At 42.9% G+C, this 21,030-nt stretch carries 22 protein-coding genes; 8 read left to right on the forward strand and 14 right to left on the reverse strand.

Translation table 11 applies throughout. From position 1 onward, the window contains the following. Positions 1 to 234: 234 nt before the first annotated feature. Positions 235 to 1,092 (reverse strand): DegV family protein, encoded by an 858-nt coding sequence (locus ACYVLS_RS11695; RefSeq protein WP_460324748.1) that lies wholly within the window; start codon positions 1,090 to 1,092, stop codon positions 235 to 237. Between the two features lie 128 nt (positions 1,093 to 1,220). Here ACYVLS_RS11695 and ACYVLS_RS11700 point away from each other — a divergent pair, with 128 nt between their 5' ends. Both ACYVLS_RS11700 and ACYVLS_RS11705 read left to right on the forward strand, forming a co-directional pair. Then, a complete protein-coding gene (locus tag ACYVLS_RS11700; protein WP_460324750.1) occupies positions 1,221 to 1,856 on the forward strand; it encodes a YigZ family protein in 636 nt (211 codons plus the stop codon). A 146-nt stretch (positions 1,857 to 2,002) separates the two neighbouring features. After that, entirely contained in the window at positions 2,003 to 3,067 is a 1,065-nt protein-coding gene (locus tag ACYVLS_RS11705; RefSeq protein ID WP_460324752.1) for an LCP family protein, read from the forward strand. 42 nt (positions 3,068 to 3,109) lie between these two features. On the opposite strand, the gene ACYVLS_RS11710 is transcribed toward ACYVLS_RS11705, so the two are convergent. Beyond that, positions 3,110 to 4,192, reverse strand: coding sequence for a glycosyltransferase family 4 protein (locus ACYVLS_RS11710; RefSeq protein WP_460324754.1), 1,083 nt, complete (start codon positions 4,190 to 4,192; stop codon positions 3,110 to 3,112). Between the two features lie 133 nt (positions 4,193 to 4,325). Here ACYVLS_RS11710 and ACYVLS_RS11715 point away from each other — a divergent pair, with 133 nt between their 5' ends. Then, positions 4,326 to 5,402, forward strand: coding sequence for an LCP family glycopolymer transferase (locus ACYVLS_RS11715; RefSeq protein ID WP_460324756.1), 1,077 nt, complete (start codon positions 4,326 to 4,328; stop codon positions 5,400 to 5,402). Between the two features lie 99 nt (positions 5,403 to 5,501). Here ACYVLS_RS11715 and ACYVLS_RS11720 read toward each other — a convergent pair whose 3' ends face one another. The 10 genes from ACYVLS_RS11720 to coaA form a co-directional block, all read right to left on the reverse strand. Then, complete coding sequence (locus ACYVLS_RS11720) at positions 5,502 to 6,215, reverse strand: GntR family transcriptional regulator (protein ID WP_460324758.1); 714 nt, start codon at positions 6,213 to 6,215, stop codon at positions 5,502 to 5,504. Between the two features lie 19 nt (positions 6,216 to 6,234). Further along, on the reverse strand, positions 6,235 to 6,942 hold the full coding sequence (locus tag ACYVLS_RS11725) for a glucosamine-6-phosphate deaminase (RefSeq protein ID WP_460324817.1): 708 nt from the start codon (positions 6,940 to 6,942) through the stop codon (positions 6,235 to 6,237). Between the two features lie 7 nt (positions 6,943 to 6,949). Continuing rightward, positions 6,950 to 8,086: an N-acetylglucosamine-6-phosphate deacetylase gene (gene nagA, locus ACYVLS_RS11730; RefSeq protein ID WP_460324760.1), complete on the reverse strand. Its 1,137-nt coding sequence runs from the start codon at positions 8,084 to 8,086 to the stop codon at positions 6,950 to 6,952. Between the two features lie 72 nt (positions 8,087 to 8,158). Further along, positions 8,159 to 8,986, reverse strand: a complete 828-nt coding sequence (gene nadE / locus ACYVLS_RS11735) for an ammonia-dependent NAD(+) synthetase (protein WP_460324762.1) — start codon at positions 8,984 to 8,986, stop codon at positions 8,159 to 8,161. A 48-nt stretch (positions 8,987 to 9,034) separates the two neighbouring features. Beyond that, a complete protein-coding gene (locus tag ACYVLS_RS11740) occupies positions 9,035 to 10,519 on the reverse strand; it encodes a nicotinate phosphoribosyltransferase (protein WP_460324764.1) in 1,485 nt (494 codons plus the stop codon). A gap of 138 nt (positions 10,520 to 10,657) precedes the next feature. Continuing rightward, complete coding sequence (locus tag ACYVLS_RS11745) at positions 10,658 to 11,740, reverse strand: glycosyltransferase (protein ID WP_460324766.1); 1,083 nt, start codon at positions 11,738 to 11,740, stop codon at positions 10,658 to 10,660. Next, positions 11,737 to 12,474 (reverse strand): WecB/TagA/CpsF family glycosyltransferase, encoded by a 738-nt coding sequence (locus tag ACYVLS_RS11750; RefSeq protein WP_460324768.1) that lies wholly within the window; start codon positions 12,472 to 12,474, stop codon positions 11,737 to 11,739. The genes ACYVLS_RS11745 and ACYVLS_RS11750 overlap by 4 nt, the downstream gene beginning before the upstream one ends. A 125-nt stretch (positions 12,475 to 12,599) precedes the next feature. Then, a complete protein-coding gene (locus tag ACYVLS_RS11755; RefSeq protein ID WP_460324770.1) occupies positions 12,600 to 13,526 on the reverse strand; it encodes a sensor domain-containing diguanylate cyclase in 927 nt (308 codons plus the stop codon). Positions 13,527 to 13,652: 126 nt separating this feature from the next. Continuing rightward, positions 13,653 to 13,949 carry a hypothetical protein gene (locus ACYVLS_RS11760; RefSeq protein WP_460324772.1) on the reverse strand — a complete coding sequence of 99 codons (297 nt, stop codon included), beginning with the start codon at positions 13,947 to 13,949 and terminating at the stop codon, positions 13,653 to 13,655. A gap of 21 nt (positions 13,950 to 13,970) precedes the next feature. Next, positions 13,971 to 14,894: a type I pantothenate kinase gene (gene coaA, locus ACYVLS_RS11765; protein WP_460324774.1), complete on the reverse strand. Its 924-nt coding sequence runs from the start codon at positions 14,892 to 14,894 to the stop codon at positions 13,971 to 13,973. A 208-nt stretch (positions 14,895 to 15,102) separates the two neighbouring features. Here coaA and mvk point away from each other — a divergent pair, with 208 nt between their 5' ends. Genes mvk through ACYVLS_RS11790 form a run of 5 tightly spaced genes read left to right on the forward strand, consistent with a single transcriptional unit; the run spans position 15,103 to position 19,728 of the window. Continuing rightward, positions 15,103 to 16,056 carry a mevalonate kinase gene (mvk, locus tag ACYVLS_RS11770; RefSeq protein WP_460324776.1) on the forward strand — a complete coding sequence of 318 codons (954 nt, stop codon included), beginning with the start codon at positions 15,103 to 15,105 and terminating at the stop codon, positions 16,054 to 16,056. Next, on the forward strand, positions 16,049 to 17,023 hold the full coding sequence (gene mvaD / locus ACYVLS_RS11775) for a diphosphomevalonate decarboxylase (RefSeq protein ID WP_460324777.1): 975 nt from the start codon (positions 16,049 to 16,051) through the stop codon (positions 17,021 to 17,023). The genes mvk and mvaD overlap by 8 nt, the downstream gene beginning before the upstream one ends. 20 nt (positions 17,024 to 17,043) lie before the next feature. Then, a complete protein-coding gene (locus tag ACYVLS_RS11780) occupies positions 17,044 to 18,114 on the forward strand; it encodes a phosphomevalonate kinase (protein ID WP_460324779.1) in 1,071 nt (356 codons plus the stop codon). Positions 18,115 to 18,138: 24 nt separating this feature from the next. After that, positions 18,139 to 19,191 carry a type 2 isopentenyl-diphosphate Delta-isomerase gene (fni, locus tag ACYVLS_RS11785; RefSeq protein ID WP_460324781.1) on the forward strand — a complete coding sequence of 351 codons (1,053 nt, stop codon included), beginning with the start codon at positions 18,139 to 18,141 and terminating at the stop codon, positions 19,189 to 19,191. Between the two features lie 39 nt (positions 19,192 to 19,230). Next, the gene (locus tag ACYVLS_RS11790) at positions 19,231 to 19,728 is read left to right on the forward strand and encodes a hypothetical protein (protein ID WP_460324783.1); all 498 of its coding nucleotides are present in this window, start codon (positions 19,231 to 19,233) and stop codon (positions 19,726 to 19,728) included. Positions 19,729 to 19,867: 139 nt separating this feature from the next. Here ACYVLS_RS11790 and ACYVLS_RS11795 read toward each other — a convergent pair whose 3' ends face one another. Then, entirely contained in the window at positions 19,868 to 20,191 is a 324-nt protein-coding gene (locus ACYVLS_RS11795; protein WP_460324785.1) for an AzlD domain-containing protein, read from the reverse strand. Continuing rightward, on the reverse strand, positions 20,184 to 20,834 hold the full coding sequence (locus ACYVLS_RS11800) for an AzlC family ABC transporter permease (RefSeq protein WP_460324786.1): 651 nt from the start codon (positions 20,832 to 20,834) through the stop codon (positions 20,184 to 20,186). The genes ACYVLS_RS11795 and ACYVLS_RS11800 overlap by 8 nt, the downstream gene beginning before the upstream one ends. Positions 20,835 to 21,030 lie beyond the last annotated feature (196 nt).

The following is a 21,030-nucleotide window of genomic DNA, read 5'->3' on the forward strand; positions in this document are numbered from 1 at the left end:
AAAAATTCTGGAAAAAGTCATCCGCTGCGCCAGCATTTGACTTTTTTTAAATTTTAACGAAAACCTATTGTGATTTAATTAACAATAAGTCAACATCAGTAATTTATAGTTTTATGCAACACTAGTGTACTCTTATATATTATCCAAGCATTACAATACTCACGAAAAAAAGACACCAGAATCTGGTGTCTTCTCGAAATACTAGTTAAATAACCTTAAATATAATGGCATCACTTACATGCGTGTATAGTCTTTGGTCCAGGTCATCCCAATGGCACCTTGGCCAGTATGGACACCAACGACAGGGCCTAAAAAACTAAATTCAAATCGTACTGTTGGGAATTTTTCTTCAAGCCTGTTCAAAAATGCCTGGGCATCCTCTTCACAATAGGCATGAACGACAATCGCATGAATAGGATAAGGGGCTTCTTTCACAGCCTCTTCCAGTAAACTTTCCATACGTTTAAGTGCTTTTTTCATTGTTCTGATTTTATCAAAGGCAATAATCTCTCCAGCTCTCATAGTCAGCACGGGCTTAATTTTAAGCAGCGTTGCTACTCCTCCAGCTGTTTTGGACAAGCGTCCTCCTTTTATCAGGTTGGTCACGTCATCCACAGCAAAATAAATGTCTGTTGCATCCTTGAGTTCATCAAGTCTACTGATAATGTCACTGACTGATTTTCCTTCATCAGCTAGCCTGACTGCTTCTTTGACCTGTAAAGCTAAGCCTGCACCGGCAAATCCCGAATCATATGGATGAACGGTTATACCTTCCATTGATCGCGCTACACTGAATGCATTCTGGAATGTTCCAGAAATACGACTTGATAAATGGATACTGATTACTGCATCAAAGTCTTCTTTTAGTTTTTCATAAAGTTTCATGAAGTCCCCTACAGTGGGCTGAGAGCTAGTAGGCAACTTATCAGTTTGAGCAACTTTTTCAAAAAATTCTTCCATAGTAATATCAACTTGTTCCTTGTAGATATCCTGCTCAAAAATACAGGACAATGGTACAAAAAACAGATTGTTCTTTTCGTACTCCTCATTATTTAAGTAGGCAGTACTATCTGTTACAATTGCTATACGCATAATTTCTTTTCACCTCCATGTCGATTGGATTAATCTGATAGGCAGTAGATATTAGAATAACTACTATTATTTTTAGGTTTCAGGATTCATTATACACCAATTCAATAGAAAAATGAAAGAGGGTAACCATGGATAACTTTCGTACAGTAAAATCTCAAGGAAGTCATGAATTAATCATCAACAAATCTCGCTTTATCTGCTCGATGAAACGAACAGAAACAGAAGCAGATGCTCAAGCATTCATTGAAGATATAAGAACTGAGCACCCCAAGGCCAACCACAATTGCTTTGCTTACCTAATCGGCAACACTAATTCGATTCAGCGCATGTCAGATGACGGTGAGCCTTCCGGTACTGCGGGAGTTCCTATGCTGGAAGTTCTGAAAAAACAACAGCTAAAAAATACGACTGCTGTTGTAACACGTTATTTCGGCGGAGTGAAGTTAGGAGCGGGGGGGCTGATTAGAGCGTATGGTAGTGCCGTATCAGAAGCCATAAATGCTATCGGCCTAGTGGAAAAACAGATGAATCAATTGGTATCGGTCGACATATCCTATCATTTAAGTGGAAAACTGCAGAATACTTTAGAGCAGTCCCCTTACATAATACAGTCAATTGACTATACAGATACCGTTTTATTCAACTGCATCGTTAAAATTGAAGAACTCGAACAGTTTAAATTAGATATTACTAACTGGACTAGTGCTCAGGGCGTCATTACATTGGGCGAAAAAGCATGGATGGAAATGGATATCAAGGACTAACTCTCTAGCACAATCATGAACAAAAAGTGACTTAAGACAATTATTACCCGGATAGAAGCGTCTGCCTATTGACACACATGACTATTCAGTTAATAATAATACAGGATATACACATTTAGCAGACTAAAAACAAAGGAGTACAGCTAGTGTCGAATCACCTCAGAAATTCACGTTTAGAAAGCAATCAGCGACATAAGAAGAAACGACGACAACGGATAATCTTGACCTTTCTTATCCCACTGTTCACCCTTATCCTAGTAGCCACTGTCTACGCAGCTCATTTATTTGCTACTGTTGAAAATGAAATTGAAGCATCTTTTGTCGAAATTGATCGACCTGAACCGGTAGAAGAAGTCAATCCCATTGATCAGCCTGTATCTTTCCTCTTTCTCGGTATTGATAATGATGAGGACCGTCAGCTCCAATCGACGCGTGCAGACTCCATTATTTATGCCACACTGAATCCGCATACTCATGAAATGAATATGATTTCCATCCCCCGTGATACTTATGTCCCTATTGTGCGAAACGGGACTGTTATCAGACATGACCGCATCAATGCGGCCTATGCTATCGGAAAAGAAAGTGTCATGGTACAGACGATTGAAGAATGGCTGGATGTCCCTGTTCATTATTATGCAACATTCAACTTTACAGCCTTTCTGGATGTCATAGATGCCCTGGGCGGAATTGAAATGGATGTGCCCGTGACAATTAACGAAATGGATTCCAATGACAACATGGGGGTTATCACTCTGGAGGAAGGCTTCCAGTCTTTAAACGGAGAAGAAGCACTAGCTCTGGCACGTACACGGAAAATTGATGATGACGTTGCTCGCGGTCACCGACAGCAGCAGATTATTGAAGCCATTATTAGCAAAGCCTTAAATTTCCAGTCAGTTTCCAAGTACACATCAATCGCTGAAACAGTCGGCAGCAATATGCGAACAAACATGCGAACGAGTGACATGCGCGCCATTGCTCAGACCGGGCTGAACCAGTCTTTTGCAGTCGAATCTCACGTTTTTGAATGGACTAGTTTCGTGGAACGAGACATGGATCTTGTCAGAATACAACCCGACAGTTTTTCTCAAATTCAGCAGGCGATGCAGGATTCACTGAACCAAACGGAAAGAGAATCCTCACAAAGCGCAGCTGAACTGGAAGACAATTCAACCAGCACCAGCAGCTCCAAACAGAATAACAATTAAAAAGAGACAACCCGCGGGTTGTCTCTTTTTATATGCTGATATCTATCCGTTCAGTCGTTTCCCGAATTTTTTCAGCTGTCTGAGCATGGGCCGTCTTTCTTCACCAACAAGACCAATAATTTCTACAAATAGCTGAACCCCCAAAAGAACAAAAACTGTAAGCAGTATCGAGCCAATAAAGGTTGAAAAATTGTACAGCAAGGCGATGACCGAAAAAATTGCTGATACACAATAGATGGCTAAAACGGTTTGACGATGGGACAACCCCAGACTCATCAGACGGTGATGAATATGATTCTTATCAGCCGTTGATATAGACTGCCTGTTCAGTTTACGCCTGATCATGGCAAACAGAGTGTCCGTTACGGGAATCCCCAGTATCACAATCGGCAGTATCAGTGAAATAAGCGTCGCATTCTTCAGTCCCTGCAGAGAGAATATCCCTATCATGAAGCCAAGAAAGAGCGCCCCTGTATCACCGAGAAAAATACTGGCCGGCTGAAAATTATACGGCCAGAAACCGGCTATAGCAGCAACCAGGACAAAAATCATTATCGATATGGAGACTTCTTCAATTGTCAGAAAGAAAAAGCCAATTACTCCCATAGTTGTCAAAGCGATCATTGATATCCCGCTTGCCAGTCCATCCAGACCGTCAATCAGATTAATCGCATTTGTCAGCCCAACTATCCATAACAGTGTTAATGGCATCTGCCATGCACCAAATTCTATTGTACCGTAATAGGGAAGCGTCATCGTTTCCAGTGCGATATCTCCAAAAGCATAGACCGAACCGGCACCCGCTAGAATGCCGACTATTTTAACCAGCGGCTTGAGTTCAAATAAATCATCCAGCATACCCGTCAGCACAATTATCGTAGCCCCTATAAATATCGGCAGCAGTTGCGTTCCATCTGTAGGAATTAGAAAAAAAGCTGACAGGTAAAATGAAATATAAATGGTCAGCCCGCCCATTGTCGGCATCACTTTCTCATGTACCCTTCTAGCCTCCGGTTCATCGACAATCTTCAGTTTTTTTGCAATCAGTTTAAATACTGGCGTCAAGACAAGTGTATTCAGCAAAGTGAAAATACAAACCAGTAATACCAGAAACATATTATACATAAGTTAACTCTTTTCTAAAATAGCATTTTCTATAGTATAGCATCCTTATAATACAAATCACAATTGCAATTGAAATGTGATTAGATTAAACTTATAAGAGATTCTACATCCCGAGTTTAGAAAAGAGGCCGATATGCGATCAGATAAGCATACTAATAAAAAAACGAGAAACACCTGGTTAAAAAGAGCAGCTGTGGTAATAGGTATAGTCCTGGCTTTTGGTCTTGGCACCTATGCCGGTTATTATGGCTGGCAAGTTGTCCAGTTACTCTCAGATGTCTCTGAAGACACACCAGAAGAACTGCGCGATACGTCCGAAAGTGATGAAACGATACGCGATATGCTTCCCATTTCCATACTTATTTTAGGCTTGGACGAAGAAAACGGGTCCAGCCGTTCCGATTCAATGCTTGTTGCGACGGTCAACCCTGAAAAAGAATCCACAAAAATTGTTTCTATTCCAAGAGATACATTAATTACACTGCCTCATTCAAATGACGACCGACTTGAAAAAATTAATGCTTTGCACGCTTTTTATGGTGTCAGTGGTGTCATCGATTATCTGGAAGACTATTTAACTATTCCCATATCCTTTTATGCCACATTAAATTTTGATGGACTGGTCGACATGGTTGATGCTGTTGGCGGCATCACTGTTGATTCTCCCCTTGCCTTCACCGTTCAGGACAGTGAAGAGAATCTGGATGCCATTCAAATTGAAGAAGGCATACAGATGCTGGATGGCGAAGAAGCACTGGGATATGCACGAATGAGAAAGCAGGACCCTCGAGGAGACTTTGGCAGACAAGAACGCCAGCGTGAAGTGATTGAAGCACTGACGGAAGAACTCCTTTCATTTGGTTCCATAGCCAATCTCACCCCCATTCTCAATGCTATTCGTCCTAACCTTCAGACTAATATGACGCCACAGCAGATGTTCTCAGTTGCGGCCAATTACCGTCCGGCAGCTAATACAATTGACTCGATTGAAATTTCAGGTGTAGATGAATTTGTCTATGTCCCGGAATACGGTCACGATTTATATGTATTTAGACCTTTCGACCACAGCCTGTTGAGCCTTCAGGAAGAACTGCGGGAACACATGGAAATTGAAAATTTGGGTAATTATGGCGAGGACGAAGTGCTTGATATAATTGAAGACGAAGCAGACAGTATCGATGCTGAAGACAATCTTGACAGCAGCAACTGATCCTTTTAACTGCACATAATAAAACCGGTAAGCGAGGAGAAATGTCTCGCTTACCGGTTTTATTTTTCTCAAAATCCAATACGGTTACACACTACAAATTTATTCACTGGTTGCTTCAAGAAAGAATTCGTAACGTGACCCGACATACTGTGCTCTGACATATTCAAAGGGGACATTATCCTGTGTATAACTGACCTGCTTTAATCTTAAAATTGGCGACTCTCTTTTTACTTGAAGCAGATCAGCCACTTTCTCGGATGCCCAAGTTGCTGATATAATCTGTTCCGCTCGTGCTACTTCAAAACCTTGTTCAGAGAGCGTTCGGTAAAGGTGTTGAGTCAACTCTTCCTTACTGAATGATTTTATAACCGACTCAGGCAATGTTGCTACTTCAAAGCAGATAGGCTCGCCGTCAGCATATCTCAAGCGTTCCATAATTATGACCATTTCATTCTGTCCAATTTGAAGTTTTTCCGCTTCGCTTTCACTCGCCCGTTTAGTGTAGTAAGAAATCAGTTTACTTGTCGGCTTCTTGCCCAGCCGTTCGATCGTTTCAGTAAAGCTGGGAATTCCTTTTAACTTTTCACGCACTTTTTCTGAAGCGACGAATGTCCCTGATCCTCTTCGTCTTTCCAGGAGTCCTTCTTCTACTAAGGAACTGACCGCCTGCCTGGCTGTCATTCTACTCACTTCAAACTCTTCAGCCAAATCTCGCTCAGATGGAATTTTTTTGCCTTTTTTCCACTCATTCGACACAATTCGCTGTCTGATTTTATTGTGCATTGCTATATAGACGGGAATTTTTTTTGACATAATTGATCCTTTCCTGCCTTTAATTTCTCTCAAGTTTGCTGGCAGCCGCTTCATCTAAAATCAGCGTCACATTGCCATGGTGCTGAAGAATACTGGACGGAACAGCTTCGGTCACCGGGCCATTAACCGTATCAGCTATAGCCTGGGCTTTATTTTCGCCATATGCCATCAGTATAATCTTTTTGGCGGACATAATGGACTCAATGCCCATTGAGTAAGCGGAGCGAGGCATATCGTCTTCAGATTCAAAATAATGCTTGTTCGCTTCAATTGTCGCCTGCGTTAACGTCACTTTATGAGTGGTACTCTCAAAGGAGGTACCCGGTTCATTGAAACCTATATGAGCATTAGTCCCGATACCTAATATCTGGACATCAATTGGATTGTTTTCAATAACTGAGTCGTAGCGCTTCGGTTCATCTTTTTCATCTGCCAGACCATCAGGTATATGTGTTTCTTTAAACGGCTTGGCATTAAATAACTGTTCCTTCATAAACGTATAATAACTTTGCGGGTGGTCAGATGGCAGACCCACATATTCGTCCAGATTAATAGCTGTTTTATCAGTAAAATCCAGACTGCTGTTTCTGATTTCCTCATAAAGCGTTTCTGGCGTACTGCCAGTAGCTAAACCGAATACTTCTGCGCCCTTTTCAAGAGCCTCTTTAATCAGTTCAAATGCTTTTTTTCCGCCTTCTTGTTTATTTTTGACTATAATGATGTTCATATTTTTATTAGTTGAATTCATGAATTTTTCCTCCTAAGACAGTTTGTTTAATGGTTAATCCTTTATCCAGAACAACCATATCGGCAGCGAAACTTGGTTTTAACTGACCTTTTTCAGCCAGTTTAAATTCCTTTGCCTGATTGACTGAGCTCATTTTAACAGCTTCTTCCATTGAGCAGCCTGTGTACTTCATCATATTTTTAAACGCATCAATGAATGTCAGCACACTTCCGGCAAGAGTCCCGTCTTCCAGTCTAGCCTGTTTGTCCTTGACTGTTACGGTCTGACCGCCTAATTCACTCTCGCCATCGGGTAGTCCTTTCGCTCTCATGGAGTCTGTAATCAGCTGAATGCCATCAGCCCCTTTGGCTTTATAAGCAAGCTGAACCATTGGTTTAGATATATGATAGCCATCCACTATCATTTCAACAGAAACATCATCTTCCAGCAGACCATAGCCGCTCACACCTATTTCTCTGTGATGAAGACCTCTTTGCCCGTTGAAAAGGTGGGTGACATGCGTCGCCTTTGATTCTTTTAGCTGGTCATAAGTCGCTCCTGAATGACCGGCAGAGAGAACAATCTGGTTATCGGAGCAATACTCTTCAAAATCCTCGAGATTTCCGGTTTCTGGAGCGTAAGTGATTAAACGGATAAGGTCCCCGCTTATTTCCTGCCAATCCTTAAGCGTTTCCACTTCAGCCGGTCGAATAAACGCTTCTGGTTGTGCCCCTTTATATTCTTTGGAAATAAAGGGCCCTTCCACATGTATGCCTTGAATCATGGGATTCATTTGCGCAGCTGATTTGATTGCTTTCAGGGAATTTTTTATCGCTTCATCCGATTGGGTCATGGTTGTTGGAAAATAAGTTGTAATGCCTTCCTCCAGCATCTTGTAGGTCATGTCACTGATTTTTTCCGGATCCGCGTCCATGTTATCTGCTCCGTAGCCCCCATGACTGTGGACATCTATAAAACCTGGAACGATAGACAGACCTTCCAGATCCACTTCTTTGTCCGCTTCTTCTTTTTGATACAGTTCCATTTTACCTACACCCAGAATCTCATCAGCAAAACGGATGTAGCCTTTTTCAATTCTAGCTTCTCCTGTATAAATACAGGCATTTATATAAACAGTTGCCACACTGAATCCTCCTTTTAGTTATGTAACTAAAACCCTTCACTACTAAAGCAAAGGGTTTTGTATGGATTTAGTTTATTTCCAGAAGTCGTCAAAGATGGTTACCGGAAGATGGCGCTTGTGCTGAGTCTTCAGGTACCAGCTTTCAATAGTAGCTGCGGCTTCTTCAGAGACAGTTTTGCCTTCCAGATAAGCGTCTATTTCGTCGTAAGTCACTCCTAGTGCCTGCTCATCTGCCAGTCCTGGCTTATCTCCTTCAAGATCGGCAGTAGGCACTTTGTTAATTAAATGTTCGGGTGCACCGAGATCGGACAGCAGCGCTTTGCCTTGACCTTTATTTAAACGGAAAAGCGGGTTTAAATCCGTTGCCCCATCTCCATGTTTCGTATAAAAACCAGTAACTGCTTCTGCCGAATGATCCGTACCAAGAACGACACCTTCTGTATCGCCTGCGATTGCATACTGGACGACCATTCGCTCTCTGGCTTTTACATTTCCTTTATTGAAGTCAGAGATAGCAAAATCATTTTTATTTAAAGCTGCTTCTAGAGCATCAACTGCCGGCTTAATATCCACTCGCATAACCTTATCAGGCTTTATCCATTCAATCGCATCCATGGCATCCTGTTCATCCATCTGTTCTCCATAAGGTAAGCGGACGGCAATAAAGGAATAGTCTCTTTTGCCTGTTTCTTCTCTCAATTCTTCCACTGCCAACTGGGCAAGTTTTCCTAACAGACTGGAATCCTGTCCGCCAGATATTCCGAGCACAAGACTATTCAAGAACGGGTGTTTTTTCATGTAGTTTTTAATTAGCTCAATACTTTTTCTTATTTCTTCTTCTGGATTAATCTCTGCTTTGACTTTCATTTCCTCTACTATGCGTTTATGCAGTTCGGACATCACTATAAGCCTCTCCTTTATTAGAAATAATTGTTTGTCTACTGCTCATCAAAAAATAGCATTATTGTCTGAGCTGGACTGCTTGGATATTTTTTTAAATAAGTTGATGGTTTCAACTTTAGTGTCATAAAGTTTTTGGGATAAATCCACCGGATACGGTTCAGGATTCAACAGACGCTTATGTTCTTCCCACTGTTCAGACAGGCTCTTCTTCGCGTACTCTTTAATTTCTTCGAGTTCAGGGAGCGTGTAGACGAGCTCTCCGTCCACGATGATATCTTCAAGAAGTGGACGTGCCGAGAAATTGGTTACAGTCTTATTTATATAAGTGTATTGTGGATGGAACATGAAGAGCTCTTCGTTCAAATCCGGCCGTTCATCTGACAGAGTAATATAATCGCCTTCGGGTTTTTTATTGCCGTACGACCGAATGCGCCACACCTGTTTTTTGCCTGGCGTAGATATTTTAGCAACGTTAGCTGTCAGCTTAAGTGTGTGATGCATCGTCTGATCTTTTCCTTCTACAGAGACAATCTTGTAGACTGCACCAAGGGCTGGCTGGTCAAAAGCTGTAATCATTTTGGTCCCGACTCCCCAGACATCAATCTTGGCTCCCTGCATTTTCAAGTTAAGAATAGTTTCAGGATCCAGGTCATTAGATACAAATATCTTGGCGTCAGGGTAGCCTGCTTCATCAAGCTGCTGTCTCACACGCTTGGACAAATAGGACAGATCGCCTGAATCCAGTCTCACACCGACAAAATTAATCTTGTCACCCATTTCTTTCGCTACCTTAATGGCATTGGGCACACCAGAGTCTAATGTGTGATAGGTATCCACCAAAAAGACACAGTCTTTATGCGTTTCCGCATAAGCTTTAAACGCCTGATACTCATCTCGGTAAGCCTGAACGAGTGCATGGGCATGGGTTCCGGCAGCCGGAATGCCGAATATCTTAGCGGCACGCGTGTTGCTGGTCGAGTCACATCCACCAATGTACGTGGCGCGTGCTCCCCAGATTGCCGCATCGAATTCCTGAGCGCGTCGTGCGCCAAATTCAAGAACAGGATCGTCTCCTGCTGCACTTTTCACCTGAGAAGCCTTTGTTGCAATTAGGGTCTGGAAATTGACGATGTTTAAAAGCGCTGTTTCAATCAGCTGACAGTCTGCCAGCTCACCTTCGACTTGTATGAGTGGTTCATTGGCAAAGGCAACTTCACCTTCTTTAAAAGAGCGGATGGTTCCTTTAAATTGCCAGTTTCTAAGGTACTCCAGAAAATCATCGGGGAACTCTTTGACTTCTTTTAAATAGGCAATATCCGAGTCAGTGAAATGGATAGACTTTATATAGGTGACTACCCTCTCAAGTCCGGCAAAAATTGTGTACCCCATTCCAAAGGGATTGCTGCGGTAATACACCTCAAATACTGCTTTCTTATCATGGTTTCCTTTTTTCCAGTGAGTATAAATCATATTCAGTTCGTAAAAATCTGTATGCAATGCCATACTGTCATCTGCATAGGTTTGATACATTCTTTTTCCTCCTTAAATCAGGACTATCTCTATGTTACAGTATATCACATTTTCTCATTTTCTAAATGATGTGTGTTTAATCTGAACCGTTTTCTAATAAATAAAAAAACCAGAGAGCTCGTTGACGAGTTTCTGGTTTCAGATGACGTGATTATATACTTTTATAACGGCCTCTGCCTGATTAAGAAGAGAAAACTGTTGTGCTGCCTGTCTGAACTGCCTACCCATTTCTTCCAGTTCATGCGTTTCCCACTTACTATATGCTTCGCTCAGAGATGAGGCGAGAATCGTAGCATCATTTGCTTCAATAAGCCAGCCCGTATCTGATGAAGCCATCAATATGTTAACATCCCCCACATTACTTGCAATACAGGGAACCTGCTGTTCGGCTGCCTGCAGCAGAACAACGGGAAAGCCTTCAGAAATTGATGGCAAGATCATTAAATCACTCTCGCTGACTGCTTCCCGCAAGTCTTCTTTATTGAGCCAACCCTTAAATTCAACATGCGACTCTATCTTGAGTTCTTGGGATAAGCTTATAAGCGCCTCTTTTTCTTTTCCTTCACCGCATAAGACCAGTTTCCAATTTGGTAGTCCAAGGTCGGCCAGTACTTTAAGCAGAAAAGAGAAGTTTTTGACTGCTTCGAGTCTTCCTACTGCGATTAACTGGAAGGTGTGCTCATTTTTTGCTTTATTTAAAGGCGGTTCGAAGTCAATGCCATTGTATACGGTATGTAGCTGCGTTTCGTGAAGCCCTGCCTTTTGCAGAATCCGTCTGATTTCGTTCGATACTGTTATGACCGAATCAGCTTTTTTCACACTGGATACATTTATTTTTTCAAAGATACTGCCCTTCAAACCTCTGTCACTGAAATCCAGATACGGATTGCTGTGAAGCGTTACAATCCACTTAGCCTTGATAAACGGCTTAAGAATACCCATGACCATATTGGCTCTTGGTCCATGGGTGTGTACAATTTCTGCCTGACTGTTGTTAATGTAGTTAATCAGTTTCTTAAACACTCTTAAGTCGTACCGGCTCGACTGCTGAATGACTGTGACATCTATCTCCTCTAACCGCGCTGCCGCTGCAACAGGCCCTTCTTCCAGAACAAGCAGTTCGGCAGTGACCTCTTTCTCCTGGAGCGCGCTGAGCAAGCTAATTATATGAGACAAGCCTCCGCCGTACTCATTTCCCGCATTTATATGCATCACTTTCATTTCGCTTTTTCCTTTTGTTTCTGCTTGTAAATTTCTTTAATAAACAGCGGTAAAGCAAGCATACGCTTATAGCGTGAAGGCTGCTTCAGCAGACGATAAAGCCATTCCACGTGAAACCGCTGAACAAGATAAGGTGCACGCTTGGCATTGCCAGAAAGCACATCGAAGCTTCCGCCTACACCGACAGCTATGCCGTAATCGGCTTGTTGGAGATAGGTTTTAATCCACTCTTCCTGTCTCGGAAAGCCAAAGGCAACAAATACAATATCCGGACGTGTTGCCTTTACTTCCTCAATAACCGATGGATCGGCATGATTGAAATAACCATTCCTGTGTCCGACAATAGTGAGGTCCGGCCACTTATCTTCAACGTTTTTAACGGTCTGATTAACGACCTCTTCATGCGCTCCAATAAAATACACACGCTTGTTATTCAAATTGGCAATTTCTAAAAGCCCCATCATCAGTTCAAAGCCGGGCACACGCTCTTGTATCGGATTATCCAGTTTTCTTGAAGCTCTGACAATTCCAATCCCGTCAGGGGCAATAAAATCAGCTTCCATCAGCAGGTTGTAATATGAAGGATGATTTCTGGCATACATCACAATTTCGGGGTTAGCTGTTACGAGAAAAGTTTTTTCTTTGTTTTCCATACGCAAATACAACTGTTTAAGAAATTCTTTTCGCGTCATGTTGTCAAAAGGAATACCAAGAATTGTAATTTTGTCCTGCATTGTCTGCCCATCCATTCTACTGTAAACTATTATTTTACTCTTAGATTATCTCTAGAAATTGCTAATCAGATAAAACCTGATTTTTCCCATTACGCTTGACCTTACTAAGCAGACGATCAGCTCGATTAAAGAACTGACTGACTGACTGTTTCTCCTGGAATGTATTCTGCTATACCTGAACTGCTTGACGCTTCAGCAGGTTCCGAAAACTCGCTGTTCTGAAAATCCAGCCGAATAGCTTCAGCAATTTTTTTAGCCTCAGTTTTATTGATGTCCGGTAGAACAATCAAAAACTTTCCGCCTGCGAATGCTCCGGCATAAAATTCCTGATCGATGACATCTTTCATGACATCCGCTGCCCGTCTGATCATTTCATCACCAAAGAGCGGTCCAAAAAGAGAATTCTGATGCTCCAGGTTATCAATGTCAAAGACGACTAAAGAAACGGTCGTTAATTTACCTGTTTTGATGCGCGACACAATCTGCCCGAGCTTCACTAATATATTTGACCGATTGTACAAACCAGTCAGCGAATCCCGCTTGGACTGGAACTCCCACTCTTTGTTTTTACGCAGGAGCTCTTCTTTTTCTTTTTCATTTTCAGAGATATCAAATACGATGCCTCTCATAAACAAAGGCGTGCCGTCTTCTGCTCTCTGAGTCACTTTACCTCTGTCATAATATGTTTTGTAGGTTCCGTCCTTAGCCCGTACACGGTACTTGACTTCCCATACCGGTAATTTCCCCGCCAGGTGGTCACGCATGACCTGCATCACTTCTTCATAATCTTCAGGATGCAGACGGTCGGTAAAGAATTGAAAGTCAACTGTCTCAGGAAGTTCGTCTTCAGTAAACCCTAATGCAGCTGCTTTCATTGGATTAAAGGTTACATTATTTTCTTTCAGATCCCAGAACCAATGTCCCAGATTACCTGACCAGGAAAACTCAAGAGAATCCTGCTTCTGCTGATGATCTAACAGTTCCTTGTTCAATCGCCTTAACGAATCCAATTCTAGCTTTAGCTGTTCCAGTTCTTCTCTTAGCTCGGTCATCTTATCGGCTCCTTTAAGTCTAGTATAATATAGATAAGATGCGTTTGTAATCAGTGACTTATCTCTTTAGTAATACTTAATGTATCATTTCACAAAATTGTCAAAATTGGTTCGTTTCATCCTGTATTAATCTTCTGCATGTTCGATTGAAAGCAGATGAACTTGAAGCGGATGACTTTCCATAACGGGGCCTTCATGCGTAACCACGACTCTGTCCCCTTCTTCAAAAGCCTGCTCTGGTGGGGCACTGATGGCTACTTCATCCCCGGACGACCTGATTCCCTCTCCTTCATCAGGACGTATGATTAACTGATTAGAGGAATCCACAGAAATCACCGTTCCGGTAAAGGATTCACCGGTATCTGCAGCACAGCCGCTAAGTAACATAAACATCAGGCTAAGTACCATTAGTCGTTTAAACATTGATGACCTCTCCTGTCTACTTTAATGCTTTTTAAGAAGAATCTGATCAATAAAATGCTCAGAAGTTTTGTGAATAATCATATCCGCTCTAAACCGAGTCGGTAGAATATACTCCTGAAGGTTTTTTAAGTTGATTGTACGCCAGACATTCTTCGCCATTTTGAATGCCTCTTTCCGGTCGCCGACAGCATAAGGGTAGTAGTAGTTTGACGGGTCCTTAAAAGCTGTCTGAAGCAGCACGCCAAACCGTTCAAGGTACCACTTTTCAATCCGGTCAGGTTCGGCATCTACATAGAAGCTGAAATCGAAAAAGTCACTGACAAATATCTTTTCGTTTGCCGGCAATTGCAGCACATTGATTCCTTCTACAATCAGGATATCCGGCTGATCGATTATTTCAAATTCATTCGGCACAATATTATACAACCGGTGAGAATACAGCGGAACTTTAATATTTCGCTTGCCACTCTTCACGTCACCCATGAATGAGATGAGGCGATGCATGTCATAACTTTCAGGAAATCCTTTTCTATTCAGTAAATTACGTTCTTTCAGCACTTCATTCGGATACAGGAAGCCATCGGTTGTGATGAGCTTGACTTTCTTTTCAGGGTAAGCCCTGGCCATCATTTTCTGTAAAAAACGGGCCAAAGTGCTTTTGCCGACAGCCACACTGCCCGCAATCCCGATGATATACGGATCTTTTTCAGCCGGTCTCTTTAGAAGTTTTTTCACTTCACACTGTCGCTTATGATAATGTTTAATATACTGATGTAGCACCTGAAGAATCGGCAGATAAATTTCCTTCACATCTGTGACTGAGACCTGATCATTTAATGAACGCAGTGCTTCAACTTCTTCATCGGTCAATGAGATTTCTGTATGGTTATTCAGTTCTTTCCACTCGTTGCGGTTAATAATATAAAAAGAATCAGATTCTTTCATGCGGTTCCCTCCGCTTCTTTAACTGATGGTTATCTGTAATAGTTTACCAAATAATCATCCGCTTTCACACTATATCCGGCTATTTTTTTATAACCCTTGTTTCTTTAAGTAATTTTAATCTTAAATTGATAGGATAGATTAGAGTTTCTTTCAAAAATACGTTATGATTATTAGGATAAAAACATACATGAAAAATTGAGGTGAACAGATGAAGACGTTATCGGATCAGGCAATCGGAACGGCTCACGGTAAACTTATTTTAATAGGCGAGCACGCCGTAGTCTACAATGAACCCGCCATTGCTTTTCCCTTTCCGGCAGCTCCAGTGGAAGTAAGAATAGAAAAAATAACTGGCCAGACCGTTCTAACCTCTACTTATTTTCAAGGTCGGCTTAAGGACATACCCGAAGCATTAACTAATTTAAGCATGCTTATTCATACTGTCTGCCAGGATTTAAATCAGTCCGTTAACGGGCTGCACATCACCATTTCCAGCAAAATTCCGCCGGAGAGAGGCATGGGATCCAGTGCCGCTGTGGCTACGGCAGTGACACGTGCCCTCTACTCGCTGTGTGAACGAGAACTGACAGACAGTCAGCTGCTGACTTATGTGGACCTGTCTGAGAAAATAGCCCACGGAAACCCCAGTGGTCTGGATGCACGCGTAACCAGCAGTGCTTCCCCTATTTATTTTAAAAAAGGCAGTCATTTCAAGCCTTTGGATTTGAATTTAGAAGGCTACCTGATTGCCGCAGATACTGGAGTTAAAGGACAAACCCGACTGGCCGTTGAAGGTGTAGCCCGTCAGATGAAGGACAATCCAGTGTCAACTAAAAAAATAATTCAGGCAATCGGTCAGCTATCCGATAAGGCTAAAGCAGCTGTCGAAACAAATCAGATTGAACAGCTTGGCTTACTGCTGTCAAAAGCACACCTTTACCTGAAACAACTGCAGGTCAGCAGCAGGCAACTGGATCAGCTGGTAGATGCAGCTTTGGCTTCTAATGCCCTCGGTGCGAAATTAACTGGCGGCGGACGCGGAGGCTGTATGATCGCTTTAGCAAAAACACAAAAACAGGCAGAGGCTATCGCCAGTGATCTGATGAAAAATGGTGCTGCCCAAACCTGGATTCACGCATTAGGAGAGAACAGACATGACTAAATGGACACGCGCTCACACAAATATTGCCCTGATAAAATACTGGGGAAAAGAAAATGAACAGTTAATCATTCCGAAAAACAACTCGTTATCACTAACTTTGGATGCCTTTTATACGGATACGCAAGTAGTATTTGATGCCTCACTGTCAGAGGACATACTTATTTTGGATGGTGTCGAACAGGATGCCGCATCCCTGAAGAAAGTCCAGAAAGTTCTGGACGAAGTGAGACGCCAGGCTGACATACAAACTAAAGCCCGGGTGGAAAGTATCAATCACGTACCCACTGCAGCAGGGTTGGCGTCCTCCGCATCCGGCTTAGCCGCACTGGCTGGAGCGGCCAGTTATGCAGCAGGCCTGTCCCTCAGCACTGAAGACCTGTCTAAGCTAGCTCGAATCGGGTCGGGTTCTGCCTGCAGGAGTATATATGGCGGTTTCGCAGAATGGGTAAAAGGAACCGATCATGACAGCTCATATGCGGTACCTGTTGATGACGCAGACTGGGATATCGGGATGCTTTTCATTATCGTCAACGATGCTAAAAAAGAGGTGTCAAGCAGAGACGGCATGAAGCGTACAGTTGATACGTCTCCTTTCTATGAAGGCTGGCTGCAGTCACTGGACGCAGACTTGGCGGCGATAAAAGCTGCCATCAAAGAAAAATCTATCGAAAAAGTTGGAAGCATTGCCGAGCGTAACGCTTTGAAAATGCATGCCACCACATTGGGCGCAGACCCTCCATTCACTTATTGGACGGCTGAAAGCATGAAAGCCATGGATACCGTCAGAGAGCTTAGAAAACAGGGTTTCACTGCCTACTTTACAATGGACGCTGGACCCAACGTGAAAGTCATCTGCAGACAGAGTGAATCGGGTCAGCTAAAAAAACACTTGCTGACTTCTTTCTCAGAGAGCCAGCTGATTGAAGCGAAGCCAGGTCCGGGACTTCATCTCGTAGACAGAAGTTAACTGAAGGAGAAAGAGAAGTTATGAAAAAAGCCAATGCCAAAGCACCAGGCAAGTTATTTATAGCAGGTGAATATGCCGTTGTGGAAGCCGGACAACCCGCTGTTATTGTGGCCGTCAATCGATTCATATCGGTCACTGTCAGACCGACAGCAACTGATTTTGGTTCCATTTATTCAAGTGTGCTGGCTGATCAGGCGCTTAAATGGACACGCACAGATTATGGTCTGGACTTTTCTATTCCTAATGAAAAGTCAGCCATCGTGAAAGCCGCTATTGAGACAGCAGAAGCTTATTTGACCGATTTGGGCAAGTCGCTGAACTATTTTGACATGCTGATTGAAAGTGAAATGGTACATGATGATGGTAAAAAGTACGGTCTGGGTTCAAGCGGGGCCGTTACTGTTGCCGTCATCGAGGCTCTGCTGGCTGCTTATTCGGTTCAGGTCAGTCAACTATCTTTATATAAGCTTGCTGCACTGGCTCACCTGTCACTGAATAGCAATGGATCATTTGGTGATTTAGCTGCAGCCAGTTTTACCGGCTGGATTGCCTATACTCGCTTTAATCAGGAGAGTCTTATGCGTGATTGGCATACCTTTACCGTTAAAGAGCTTCTTGAACGGCCATGGGAACAGCTTTCCATCAAATCCCTTGCGCCACCCGAGGACTTGTCGCTGCTGGTCGGCTGGACCGGCTCCCCTGCTTCTACCGAATCACTGGTAAAGCAGTCGAGAAAAACGGTTAACGAAGCAGCTTACAGTAGTTTTCTTGAAGAAAGCAGCGCCTGTGTGAACAGACTGATTGAAGCGCTGAATAATCAGCATTCAAAAAGTATAATGACAGAACTTAGTATAAACAGAGAACTATTACTGGAAATGGCTGAAGCGAAGTCGATTGAACTGGAAACACCCTTACTTAACAAGCTATGTTCTATCGCCTCGGATCATTTTGCTTCTGCTAAAACGTCTGGTGCCGGTGGTGGAGACTGTGGAATTGCACTGATTCCCAAGCAATTCGATTCCAGCTTACTGATAGATGAATGGGAAGCAGAAGGCATTGTCCCGCTTGATTTAGACGTTTATACAAAATGACTTACTACAAATTGGAGTGTAACTATGACTAAAGCTGATAATAGAAAAAACGAACATGTTTCTCTATCTGAAAAATTCTACAAAGAAAAAGTATCATCTTTTAACGATATTCATTTTGTGCACCACTCTTTTCCAGAAATGGATGTCTCTGATGTAGACTTGTCCGTTGATTTGGACGGCCTCCACTTTACTTCCCCTTTCTTCATCAACGCCATGACTGGCGGCAGTGAATGGACTGGAAAAGTGAATGAGAAACTTGCAGTCATTGCCCGCGAAACCGATCTGGCCATGGCGACCGGCTCTGTGAGTGCCGCTTTAAAAGACCCTTCTCAGACAGATACCTTTAAAATTGTCAGAGACACACATCCGAATGGACTGATTTTTGCCAATCTGGGTGCCGGGCACGGACTGGAGAATGCTAAACGGGCTGTAGATATCCTGGAAGCCGACGCCCTTCAGATTCATATTAACGCCCCGCAGGAACTGGTTATGCCTGAAGGAGACCGGGAATTCAAAGGCTGGCTGAAAAACATTGAATCAATAGTCAACGGCTTGAACCAGCCGGTAATTGCCAAGGAAGTTGGTTTCGGCATGAGTCGGGAGACCATTCGTCAGCTCGAATCCGTTGGCGTAAACCTTATAGATGTAAGTGGTCAAGGCGGAACTAATTTTGCACAGATTGAAAATTATAGACGTAAAGATTTCAAACTGGATGACGTTGAAGACTGGGGCCAAAGCACTGTTGTCTCTCTTCTGGAAGCAGAAGCAAGCGGCGTTGACTCACACATTATTGCCTCAGGCGGTATTCGCCGGCCGATGGAAATGGTCAAGGCCATGGCTCTGGGAGCAGAACTGAATGGTTTATCCAGTCAGTTTATGCATATGGCATTAAAGGATGTCGATCAGGCTATCGAAACCATCACTCAATGGCAGACAGAACTGAAACATATAATGACTCTGCTCGGAGCACGAACCATCAAGGACTTAAAGCAGAAAGACCTCATCATTTCGGGTGAAGCTGCTGCCTGGTGCCATGCACGAGCAATAAATATACAAACATACGCTTCTCGTTCTTAATACGGGAAGCGTATGTTCCGCCGAAAGGAGACAGCTCAAATGAAACAGGATCGAAACAGCTTTGTCCATACTCGCCCCGGACAGTTTCTTTATATTCTCGTTCAGCTGACATGGGGACTGTTTCAGAGTTTCTTTGGCTTTATTTTATTTTTATTGTTCTATCAGTCTCGACATGACTGGTATTTCGGAAGTATCCGAACAAAATGGCCGCTTCGTGGAGGTATTTCTCTCGGACTCTTCATCTTCACTCCGGATGAACAAAATATGAGTATGGTTGCTTCTAACTACTCAAAGGAAAAGTGGCAGGAATACTGTGAACAAGTATCCGTCCACGAATATGGACACACCTTTCAGTCTTTGATACTAGGCCCCTTGTATCTATTTACAGTCGGTATTGTCTCCTTTATCTGGTCACGTTCAGCCTATTTCCGGCGAAAAAGGAAAGAACAGCGTATCCCCTATTCTGCCTGCTGGACCGAAAAATGGGCAAACAGTCTGGGAGAAAAGCTTCTGAACAAATCGTCTATCCATCACTGACTCGACTGAAGAGCCTGAGAGTTGTGAACTGCATCAGCCTTTTATTGTCAAGGCAGGAAGTCCTATGTTAACTGTTACTCTAGCTCAAAAAGAACCCACGCTTAAATTGCCGTGGGTTCTTTTTGATAGACGAATCTGTTTAAAAAAGCAGCCACATAACGGTAATGGCTCCGACGCCCGCTGCCATAGACCACAACAGGCTCCTGGTTTTTAGAGCGATCAGCACAACCAGTACTGAAGGAAGCAATTTGATATTGTCTACGGGGTTCACATTGAATGTCTCTTCCCAGAAAAAAATATCTGAAGCAACAAGCGCCGCAAAAATAGATACCGGAATAAATGACATCCAGCGGCTTAAAGATGGGGAAATCTCTTTTTTGCTGAGCAAGAGCAGCGGCAGAAAACGAGGAAAAAAAGTAACCACTGCCATCCCAGTAATTAGAATGATTGGATTATCAAACACGTTCGCGCCCTCCTGTTCCGTTTCTATTTTCTATATAGTACCCAACAAAGGAGGCTATCAGCGTAGCAATAACCAGAGCAATATTATGCTGCAAAATAATTGTTAAAATGACTGTAGCGATGACGGAAACGACTGCTGCTATCCTATGTGCTTGAGATACAAACTGCATGACCATCATGCAAAGAAACATGGCGATTAAAGCATAGTTCATTATCGTCGTGTTGATAGGAAGCTGACTTCCGATGAGTCCACCCAGAACGGTACTGATTACCCATGTGCCGTAATTAGACAGACTGGCTGTCAGCGCTTCTTCAGGTGACCAGCCGCCCTTTTGAAAGTGGGAAAAGTTAATCCCGAACGATTCATCTGATAGGGTATGGCCGAATAATGTAAGGAAACCTATTCCTCTTTTTTTAACGTACTCGGAGATACTGGCTGACATCAATACGTGTCTGAGATTCAGGAAAAAGACCATAACGATGATGGCTGCAACTGACGCACCGGTTAACGTCATACTGGCAGCTAGAAACTGTGCGGCGCCGGCAAAGACCAGCAGGCTCATGAAGAATATATACAGGACAGTAAAGCCTGCGTCGTACAGCACAATGCCACAGGCCACACCAAGTGCTATGTAACTGGCCATTATCGGTGTACTCGCTTTAACTCCGCTTAAGACTCTTTCATTGACAATGGGAATCACCTCATTCAAATACATTATTATGGTAGTATAGCATAATTTGACATGAATGAAAGAAGCTTTCTGGTGGCGATGAAACTCTGTTCTTTAACCCATCCTTATTGAATCCCTTTACATTTCTATGCAAAAAAACACACCCAGT

The organism is Alkalibacterium psychrotolerans, from assembly GCF_054784355.1.

Excerpts from the sequence above, each read along its gene's own strand:
- ACYVLS_RS11745 (WP_460324766.1), bottom strand. The coding sequence starts at position 11,740 with ATGAAAGTGATGCATATAAATGCGGGAAATGAGTACGGCGGAGGCTTG.
- ACYVLS_RS11780 (WP_460324779.1), top strand. The coding sequence starts at position 17,044 with ATGAAAAAAGCCAATGCCAAAGCACCAGGCAAGTTATTTATAGCAGGT.
- fni (WP_460324781.1), top strand. The coding sequence starts at position 18,139 with ATGACTAAAGCTGATAATAGAAAAAACGAACATGTTTCTCTATCTGAA.
- ACYVLS_RS11800 (WP_460324786.1), bottom strand. The coding sequence starts at position 20,834 with ATGGCCAGTTACATAGCACTTGGTGTGGCCTGTGGCATTGTGCTGTAC.
- ACYVLS_RS11715 (WP_460324756.1), top strand. The coding sequence starts at position 4,326 with ATGCGATCAGATAAGCATACTAATAAAAAAACGAGAAACACCTGGTTA.
- ACYVLS_RS11695 (WP_460324748.1), bottom strand. The coding sequence starts at position 1,092 with ATGCGTATAGCAATTGTAACAGATAGTACTGCCTACTTAAATAATGAG.
- mvk (WP_460324776.1), top strand. The coding sequence starts at position 15,103 with ATGAAGACGTTATCGGATCAGGCAATCGGAACGGCTCACGGTAAACTT.
- ACYVLS_RS11740 (WP_460324764.1), bottom strand. The coding sequence starts at position 10,519 with ATGTATCAAACCTATGCAGATGACAGTATGGCATTGCATACAGATTTT.
- ACYVLS_RS11750 (WP_460324768.1), bottom strand. The coding sequence starts at position 12,474 with ATGCAGGACAAAATTACAATTCTTGGTATTCCTTTTGACAACATGACG.
- ACYVLS_RS11710 (WP_460324754.1), bottom strand. The coding sequence starts at position 4,192 with ATGTATAATATGTTTCTGGTATTACTGGTTTGTATTTTCACTTTGCTG.
- nadE (WP_460324762.1), bottom strand. The coding sequence starts at position 8,986 with ATGTCCGAACTGCATAAACGCATAGTAGAGGAAATGAAAGTCAAAGCA.
- ACYVLS_RS11755 (WP_460324770.1), bottom strand. The coding sequence starts at position 13,526 with ATGACCGAGCTAAGAGAAGAACTGGAACAGCTAAAGCTAGAATTGGAT.
- ACYVLS_RS11720 (WP_460324758.1), bottom strand. The coding sequence starts at position 6,215 with ATGTCAAAAAAAATTCCCGTCTATATAGCAATGCACAATAAAATCAGA.
- ACYVLS_RS11725 (WP_460324817.1), bottom strand. The coding sequence starts at position 6,942 with ATGAACATCATTATAGTCAAAAATAAACAAGAAGGCGGAAAAAAAGCA.
- ACYVLS_RS11700 (WP_460324750.1), top strand. The coding sequence starts at position 1,221 with ATGGATAACTTTCGTACAGTAAAATCTCAAGGAAGTCATGAATTAATC.
- ACYVLS_RS11790 (WP_460324783.1), top strand. The coding sequence starts at position 19,231 with ATGAAACAGGATCGAAACAGCTTTGTCCATACTCGCCCCGGACAGTTT.
- mvaD (WP_460324777.1), top strand. The coding sequence starts at position 16,049 with ATGACTAAATGGACACGCGCTCACACAAATATTGCCCTGATAAAATAC.
- coaA (WP_460324774.1), bottom strand. The coding sequence starts at position 14,894 with ATGAAAGAATCTGATTCTTTTTATATTATTAACCGCAACGAGTGGAAA.
- ACYVLS_RS11760 (WP_460324772.1), bottom strand. The coding sequence starts at position 13,949 with ATGTTTAAACGACTAATGGTACTTAGCCTGATGTTTATGTTACTTAGC.